6 protein-coding genes are annotated in these 7,139 nt (G+C 67.2%); 4 read left to right on the plus strand and 2 right to left on the minus strand.

Going from position 1 to position 7,139, the window contains the following annotated elements; genetic code table 11:
- Positions 1 to 74 precede the first annotated feature (74 nt).
- Complete coding sequence (locus ACWGID_RS21185) at positions 75 to 2,045, minus strand: M13 family metallopeptidase (RefSeq protein ID WP_452198967.1); 1,971 nt, start codon at positions 2,043 to 2,045, stop codon at positions 75 to 77.
- 131 nt (positions 2,046 to 2,176) lie between these two features.
- On the opposite strand from ACWGID_RS21185, the gene ACWGID_RS21190 reads away from it, so the two are divergent.
- Positions 2,177 to 3,100, plus strand: a complete 924-nt coding sequence (locus tag ACWGID_RS21190; protein ID WP_452198969.1) for an SMP-30/gluconolactonase/LRE family protein — start codon at positions 2,177 to 2,179, stop codon at positions 3,098 to 3,100.
- 55 nt (positions 3,101 to 3,155) lie between these two features.
- Positions 3,156 to 4,118 carry an SMP-30/gluconolactonase/LRE family protein gene (locus tag ACWGID_RS21195; protein WP_452198971.1) on the plus strand — a complete coding sequence of 321 codons (963 nt, stop codon included), beginning with the start codon at positions 3,156 to 3,158 and terminating at the stop codon, positions 4,116 to 4,118.
- An 87-nt stretch (positions 4,119 to 4,205) separates the two neighbouring features.
- On the opposite strand, the gene ACWGID_RS21200 is transcribed toward ACWGID_RS21195, so the two are convergent.
- Positions 4,206 to 5,033 (minus strand): phytanoyl-CoA dioxygenase family protein, encoded by an 828-nt coding sequence (locus ACWGID_RS21200; RefSeq protein WP_452198973.1) that lies wholly within the window; start codon positions 5,031 to 5,033, stop codon positions 4,206 to 4,208.
- Between the two features lie 29 nt (positions 5,034 to 5,062).
- Here ACWGID_RS21200 and ACWGID_RS21205 point away from each other — a divergent pair, with 29 nt between their 5' ends.
- Together ACWGID_RS21205 and ACWGID_RS21210 are read left to right on the plus strand one after the other, a co-directional pair.
- Positions 5,063 to 5,866 carry a helix-turn-helix domain-containing protein gene (locus tag ACWGID_RS21205; protein ID WP_452198975.1) on the plus strand — a complete coding sequence of 268 codons (804 nt, stop codon included), beginning with the start codon at positions 5,063 to 5,065 and terminating at the stop codon, positions 5,864 to 5,866.
- 83 nt (positions 5,867 to 5,949) lie between these two features.
- Positions 5,950 to 6,972: an LCP family protein gene (locus ACWGID_RS21210; protein ID WP_452198977.1), complete on the plus strand. Its 1,023-nt coding sequence runs from the start codon at positions 5,950 to 5,952 to the stop codon at positions 6,970 to 6,972.
- Positions 6,973 to 7,139: the final 167 nt, after the last annotated feature.

The raw sequence follows: 7,139 nt of genomic DNA on the forward strand, positions 1-7,139 counted from the left end.
TCGGCGCTGAGCGGTCGCTGTCTCTGCCGCTGGCTACCGCTCCCCCCCCCACCCACCCCCCCCACCGCGGGTTGCTACCAGATGCGGACTCGTTCGTCGGGGGCTAGCCACATGCCGTCGGAATCGGTTGTTTTGTAGGTGGTGTGGAATTCGTCGATGTTCTTGACTACTGCGTTGCAGCGGAATTCCGGTGGGGAGTGGGGGTCGATGGTTAGGCGGCGGGCGGCTTCTTCGGGGCGGGTCTTGGTGGCCCAGGCGTGGGCCCAGGCTGCGAAGAAGCGCTCGCTACCGGACTGATCGCTCGTGCCGTCGCCGGATGCATCTGCGGCGGGTGTGTCGTTGCGGGAGAGTTGGTAGGCGACGTACGCGATGGAGAGGCCGCCGAGGTCGCCGATGTTCTCGCCGAGGGTGAGTTTGCCGTTGACGGTTTGGCCGGGGGTTTCGGCTGGTTCGAGGGCGTTGTACTGGGCGACGAGTTTGTCGGTGCGCTGTTCGAAGGCGGCACGGTCCTCGTCGGTCCACCAGTCGTTCAGGTTGCCGTTCGCGTCGTACCGTGAGCCCTGGTCGTCGAAGCCGTGGCCGATCTCGTGGCCGATGACCGCGCCGATCGCGCCGTAGTTGGTGGCGTCGTCGGCCTCGAGGTCGAAGAACGGCGGCTGCAGGATGCCGGCCGGGAAGACGATCTCGTTCATCCGCGGGTTGTAGTACGCGTTGACCGTCTGCGGGGTCATCTTCCACTCGTTGCGGTCGACCGGCCGGCCGAGCTTCGCGAGGTCGCGCGCGGTCTCCACCGCGACGGAGCGGCGGATGTTGCCGAACAGATCGGTCGGGTCGATCGCGAGCTCCGAGAAGTCCTTCCACTCGTCGGGGTACCCGATCTTCGGCACGAAGGTGCCGAGCTTCTCGAGCGCCCGCTGCCGGGTGTCGGGGCCCATCCAGTCCAGTGCCTCGATGCGCTGGTGGTACGCGGCGACCAGGTTCTGCACGAGCTCGACCATGCGAGCCTTGGCGTCCGGCGGGAAGTGCTCGGCGACGTACAGCTTGCCGAGGGCCTCACCGAGGGACTGCTCGACGGCGCCGACGGCGCGCTTCCAACGCTCGCGCAGCTCGGGCGCACCGGTCAGGGTCTTGCCGTAGAAGGCGAAGTTCTCGTTGACGAAGGCGGAGCTCAGCAGCGGCGCGGCACTGTGCACGATCCGCCAGCTCAGCCACTCCTTCCAACGGTCGAGCTCGATCTCCCGGAGCGCGGCCGCGGCGGCGCTGAGGAAGTCCGGCTCGCGGACGACGACCTGCGCGAACGCGCTCTCCGGGACGCCGGCGCCGGCCAGCCAGGTCGACCAGTCGACGCCCGGCATCAGCGCATCGAGCCGCGCGCGGTCGAACTTGTTGTACGTCAGCTGGACGTCCCGGTCCTTCACCCGGTCCCAGTGGGCGCCGGCGATCCGGGTCTCCAGCTCGAGAACACGCGCGGCGGCACCGGTCGGGTCGGTCACGCCGGCAAGCTCGAGCATCTTCGCCACGTGCGCGACGTACGCCGTCCGCACCTCGGCGAAGCTGTCCTCGCGGTAGTACGACTCGTCGGGCAGGCTGATGCCGCCCTGGGTCAGGTGGACGACGTTCTCGTCGGACTTCTTCGCGTCCGGGTCGACCCAGTAGTGGAAGACACCGGGCACGCCCTGCAGCTCCAGCTGCCCGAGCACCGAGACCAGGCCGGTCACGTCGGTCACGCCACGGACCAGCGCCAACTGGTCGGCGATCGGCTCGGCACCGAGTCGCTCGATCGTCTCGGTGTCCATGAAGCTGCTGTACAGATCGGCGATCTTCCGGGGCTCGCTGCCCTCGGGGTGACTGGCCGCGACGGTCTTCTCGACGATCGCGCGGACGTCCTGCTCGGCGGTGTCCCAGAGCGCGTGGAACGCACCGTGGATCGCCTTGTCCGCGGGAATCTCGTGCTCCGCCAGCCAGGTCCCGTTCACGAACCGGTACAGATCGTCCTGCGGGCGCACCGCGCCGGCCGCCGCGGAGCTGTCGATTCCTGCTGTCATCCCTGACCCCTTGTCCCGAGTGGAGTTGCTGCCAGCGAACATACCCGTTTCGCGATCGGCCGGTCTGAACTATCCACAGGTTCCGCCCGTTCTCTCAGGCAACGCCCACGGATCAGGGAGGACCCCCGCCCATGTCACGCCTCGTCCGTCGGCTCACCGCGCTCGCCGGTGTGCCGGTCATGCTCCTCGGTCTGCTGACCCCAGCGACCGCCGCCCCACTCACCAGCTCTCAATTCCCGACCCGCATCGACCTGCCCGACGGCTTCCAGCCGGAAGGCATCGCGATCGCCGGAGGTACGGCGTACTTCGGCTCCCGCGCCGACGGGGACATCTACGCCGCCGACCTGCGCACCGGACAGGGCAAGGTGATCAGCCAAGGCCCCGGCACCGGCTCGCTCGGGATGAAGGTGGACCGCTCCGGCCGCCTGTACGTCGCCGGCGCCGCCGGTGGGAACGGGCGGGTGATCGACACCCGCACCGGAAAGCTCCTGGCGAGCTACACGTTCACCACCGCCACACCGACGTTCGTGAACGACGTCATCCTCACCAACGACGCCGCGTACTTCACCGACTCGCAGCAGCCGGTCTTCTACAAGGTGGCGCTCAACCGACCGTCAGCGAAGCCTCAGACGATCCCGCTGACCGGCGACTATCAGCACCTGCCCGGTAACAACGCGAACGGCATCTCACTCACACCCGACGGCCGTGCGCTGATCATGGTGCAGTCGTCGACCGGCTTCCTGCTTCGCGTCGACCCGAAGACCGGCGTGGCCCGGCGGATCGACCTCGGCGACGCGCTGATGACGAATGGCGACGGACTGCTGCTCATTGGCAACACGCTGTACGTCGTGCAGAACCGGTCGAACAAGATCGCGGTCGTCACTCTGAACAGCACCGGCACCAGGGGCCGGCTGGTCCGTGAGATCACCAGCCCGGACTTCGACGTACCGACGACGGCTGCGGCGTTCGGTAATCGGCTCTACCTGCCGAATGCGCGTTTCACAACGTCACCGACGCCAACCACGCCGTACTGGGTCACCGCTGTCCGGCGCTGAGCGGTTCACGAGGGCGGCTGCTCGTCCTACGTTGGCGACAGGGGAAGGGGGAATCATGAACATCCGTCGCATCACAGCCGCCCTCGGAGTACCAGCACTCGTGCTGGGGCTCGTCGCCACGTCGGCCACCGCGACCGCCGCACCGTCAGCGCAAGGTCAGGTCGTCAAACAGTCCAAGAACTTCCCGTCACTGATCAGACTCCCGAACGGCTTCCAGCCGGAAGGCATCGCGATCAGCCACGGTACGGCGTACTTCGGCTCGCTCGTGGACGGTGACGTCTACGCCGCCTCGCTGCGGACCGGCCGAGGGAAGATCATCAGCCAGGGCCCAGGGACCCCGTCAGTCGGTCTGAAGGCGGACAACCACCGGCGGCTGTGGATCGCCGGCGGTCCCAGCGGTACCGCGCGGGTCGTCGACATCCGCACCGGCAAGATCCTCAAGAGCTACAGGCTGACCAGGTCCACCTCGACGTTCATCAACGACGTCGTCCTGGGTCACAACAGCGCGTGGTTCACCGACTCGAGCCGCGCGGCCATCTACCAGGTACCGATGGGACGCCACGGCAGGCTGCTGAACAAAGTCCGGACCATCCCGCTGACCGGTGACTTCAAGGAAGTCCCGAACGCGTTCAACGCCAACGGCATCACGCTCACGCCGGACGGCCGCGGGCTGGTCATCGTGCAGTCGGCAACCGGGTTCCTGTTCAGGGTGAACCCGCGCACCGGCGTGACCCAGCGCGTGGATCTCGGCCGCACGGTGATGACCAACGGCGACGGCCTGCTGCTCCTCGGCCGCACGCTGTACGTCGTACAGAACGCCTCGAACCAGATCGGTGTGCTGAGCCTCAACCGGGCCGGTACGAGGGGTCATCTGGTCAAGACGATCAGGGATCGCACCTTCGACGTCCCCACGACCGTGGCGGCGTTCGGGCCGCGGCTGTACCTGCCGAACTCCCGGTTCAACACCGTCACGCCGACGCCGACGACCCCCTATTGGGTCACCGCCGTCCGCCGCTGACGGTCAGCCGGCTGTGCGGAGGTCGCCTCGGGCCGCGGCCTTGAGCTTCCGGAGCACCTTAACCGAAATGATTGTCATTAGCGAATGTCAGAGCCCGTCCCGGTCGTGCCAGTGGTTCTGCCAACGCGCATCGACAGCGTCGTCGGCACGCTGGTACCGGATGTCGGTCGACAGCCGCATCTCGGCGGACACGTTGTCCAGTGCGGCGTGGACTGTGTGTGCAGTGTGGACAACCACGTCTCCGGCCGCGTAGTCGGCCACCAGCCAGTTGGCGTCGTACTCCGTCGCAAGAGCGGGCAGGTCCGCGGTGATCGATGCTGCGGGGCGTTTCAGTCGCCCAGCGGCCTCTTCCTCGAGCACGCGGTGGTGGCTGCGCTCCAAGTACGTCAGTCCGCCGAGGCTGACCGGGCAGTCGCCGAGCGGGATCCAGGCCGACAACACCTGGTCACTGCCGCCCCGCAGGTACACCAGGTCGTAGTGCGCCTGGGTCGCCGAACCGATGCCGTTCTCCCCCGGCGCCGTCTGCCGGATGATCTTCCGCCGGTGCAGAAACGGTTCACCACCAAGAAACCACTCGAACCAGCCCTTCAACGCCGGCTGCGCACAGAAGGCGGCGTACTCCGGCCCGGGCACGACCTCCTCGAACAGCACCTTCCGGTACGACGCTCTGTCGCTAGCGGCCCCAGTGAGTCGGAAGTAGTACTCGCGGAACTGCAGTACCACCGCCGGATCCAGCAGCCCAGTCAGGTACAGGTACCCGTCCCGCTGCAGCCGGGACCGCAGCCGCTCCCGATCGCCACGTTCCTCCTCAGGCACCGCGACCAGTTCACCCAGCCGATGCTCTTCCAGCACGTATCCGTTCGACGTCAGCACACCCCCATTCCACCGGCGTACGCCGACCAGCGGAATGGACACGTGCGGTCGGCTTCTTGGACTCTTGTGACGTGCAGAACTGGTCGATCTACCTGACTCCAGGAGCTGTAGAGCGCCAACTTGGACTCTTCTGCCTCGGCGCAGGTGAGCAAACACACGGCCCGGAAGCCGCGCCGGAACGCGCTCTCGGCTGCCACGCGCTCGTCTGGCTCAAAGAAGGACGCGGCCACCTGCTGCACGGCCCTGACCGTGAACTGCACGAAGTACGCGCACCAGCGATGCTCTGGCTGTTCCCCGGCGTCATCCACGGCTACCGACCCGCATCGCGCTGGCGGCAGGCGTGGGCACTGTTCAGCGGCCCTGCGACCGCAGCGCTCACGTCACTCGGCCACCTCGACGTCAACCAACCAGTCCGCCGGTACGCCGACCCGCGTCCGGTCGACCGCGCATTCACTCGCCTGCTCCGCGTCAGCACCCAACACAGCGCCGTACAACTCACCGGGGCGCTGTACGACGTGATCGGTCAGGCTGGAACTCCATCTGGTGGCGGTGTGGCCGCACAGCTCGCTGAGCTCGCCAGTACGCCGATGAGCGTTCAGGACTACGCCAGTGAGCTCGGTCTCACCGTGAAGGAGCTGCGCGATGCCGTCCGCCGTACCACAGGTTCAACTCCGCATGAACTCGTGCTGAGCACCAGACTCAGCAACGCAAAGGTTTTGCTCGCCGAGGAAGACCTGCCGGTGGCCGTGGTCGCCCGGCGTGTCGGGTACGACGATCCGGCGTACTTCAGCCGCCTGTTCGCCGCCAGGGTTGGAATGTCGCCGGTCGCGTTCCGGCGGTCTGGTTCGCTCTCGGGACGGATTTCCTCCCTTTGAAGGAGGTGCCATCGACTTTCCGACGTGTAAAACCATTCAGTGGGGTGACGTGTTCGGAGGCCGGACACCGATACGGTCGTCGCATGAGTGAAACGCAGCCCATCAACCCGCGATACGCGAACCCGTCGCCGCCGCGACGCCCGAAGAAGCGGCGTAACTGGTTCCTCCGGACCGTCGGACTGATCGTCCTGCTGTTGGTCCTCATGCTGATCTCGGTCCCGCTCTACGCGTGGAGCCGGATCGACAAGATCGAGGCGATGCCGACCGGTGACCGGCCGGCCGAGACCTCCGGGACGACGTACCTGATGGTCGGGTCGGACGCCCGCGAGGACCTCAGCCGCGCCGACCGGGCCCGCCTGCACACCGGTGGCAACGCCGGCCCGGCGCGGACCGACTCGATCATGTTGATGCACGTCCCGAAGTCCGGTCCGACCGTGCTGGTCAGCATCCCGCGCGACAGCGCGGTCAACATCCCCGGCACCAGCGGCAAGCAGAAGATCAACGCCGCGTTCAACAAGAGCCCGGCGCTGCTCATCCAGACCATCGAGAACGTCAGCGGTCTGCGCATCGACCACTACGTCGAGGTCGGCTTCGGCGGCTTCGCGTCGGTGATCGACAGCGTCGGTGGGATCAACATGTGCTTGCCGAAGGCAATGAAGGACCAGCAGGCGCACATCGACCTGCCGGCCGGCTGCCAGGACCTCGACGGCGTCAAGGCGCTGGGGTACGTGCGGTCCCGGCACGCGGACGGCAAGAACGACTTCGGCCGGGTCGAGCGGCAGCGGCAGATGGTCGGTGCGGTCGCGAAGAAGGCGAGCTCGCCGACGACGTTCCTGAACCCGGTCCGCTACTACAACGTCGCGACCAAGGGCGTAGACGCGCTGACCGTCGACAAGGACATGAGCCTGTTCGACTTCATCGGGTTCGCGCGCGGTATGAGGGCGATCTCCGGGAGCGGTGGGGTCACGCTGACCGTGCCGATCGCGGACGACAACTACCAACTCGGCCACGGACGTGGTGTCGCCGTGAAGTGGGACACCGCCAAGGCCAAGGCGCTCTTCGACGCTTTGAAGTCGGACAACACGAGCGGCCTGAAGAGTAGTTGACCGTCCTGGTCCACGCGGTGGTGAGCCTGGGCATGCTCATCGTCGTACCCCTCGGCCTCACCCTGCTCCCGAGGGGGGGGGCACACGCCCCCCGCGGGGGGGGGTGGGGGGGGGGGGCGGGGTTTGGGGGGGGTGTGTGGACGCGGGGGGGGGGGGAGGTGGGTGGG

Source organism: Kribbella sp. NPDC054772 (genome assembly GCF_053611945.1).